Source organism: Desulfatiferula olefinivorans, assembly GCF_054657895.1.
Window position 1 is genome coordinate 1 of sequence record NZ_BAAHXV010000100.1, and the last position, 1,244, is coordinate 1,244.

Consider the following 1,244-nt stretch of genomic DNA (forward strand, 5'->3'; position numbering starts at 1 on the left):
CCGGATAAGCTGATTGGCTCGTATCTGGCTGATGATCTGGACGCCCTCGAAAAGGGCTGATGCATGATCAACAAATTCTCCGCTACCGTAAAGTGCATCGGCAAAAATGCATCGGATGCCAGTAGTGTCCGGTTAGGTTATTGCATCCGCCGGGATAAGCTCTTTGAAATTCTTAGCGCCGCAACCCTCAGGGCAACTTGATGGTTCCACCCTCATGAGTTCGTTTCTTATCGTGATTCTAAGTTCTCTGATTCTTTCGATTGAGACGCCTTCGTTGAACTGTTCACGGCAATAAATGGCCATGAGGAGATATGAGATCAAGCCACCGAGCATCTGAACCATGAGGCCGTGCTTGCTTCGAGCGATCAAATGGTAAACTTTCAAATGCTTTTTCCACCATTTGAAAAAGGATTCAATCGTCCATCTGAGTTTATAAATGGTTGCTATCTGTTCCGCTGAAAGGTCCCTTCGATCTGTGGCAACGAAATAATCAACCCCTTCAATTTTGTAGCCAACAAGTCGCACTGATTTTTCCGTTTGATTGATCCCTTTTGTCCCGAGGAGAACTTCTGCGTCATAAAATACATAACCATCTGGGTTGATAGCATTCTCTTCGACAATCGTTTTTCTGGTGGATTCTTTGATCCTGCAGACAAAATGTTTTCCCTCTCCTTGAAGCCGGTCAAAGCTTTTGTGGGATTGATAGCCTCGATCCATGATGCCTGTTTGACCCGGTGAAAGAATCATGCTGACAAAAGGGCGTTCAGGCCCATTCCCATCCGTGAGATGGATTTTTGAGGGGATGCCCTGGTTTACATTGAAACCAAAGTGCCCTTTGGCTTTCTTTGAGTTTTTTCTGTAATCGGCCCAATACATCGATAATACAGCGTCAATCAGGCTTCCATCAATGGCGACAAGGTCGCCAAGTTCTTCATATTGTTTCGGTAAAACCCTGGACGCCTGCTTGTATAATTCCATGAAAACATGCTGAAGCTGTTCAAGACCACGTTGGTTTATCGCTTCACAGAAGCTGCTTCGGCTTATACCCTCCTTAGGGGCTATGCAGGTTTTGGCAAACTCATTTTGATTGAGGTTCTGAACAAGCTCACGAGCCGACTCATGCTCCTCAAGATGAAAAAATATCAGGGCGTTTAACTGGTCTTCAAAGGTCATCTTTAACGGACGGTCTCCACGCGCTAAAAGTACTGGAACATTGCGTAATGCCGCTTCAAGCGGCTTTGTAT

1 protein-coding gene is annotated in these 1,244 nt (G+C 45.6%); it reads right to left on the bottom strand.

Annotated features, from left to right (window positions below; translation table 11 throughout):
- Window positions 1–132: 132 nt before the first annotated feature.
- On the bottom strand, window positions 133–1,244 hold a 1,112-nt coding region (locus tag ACYQ11_RS22035), incomplete at its 5' end, for an IS4 family transposase (RefSeq protein ID WP_459925991.1).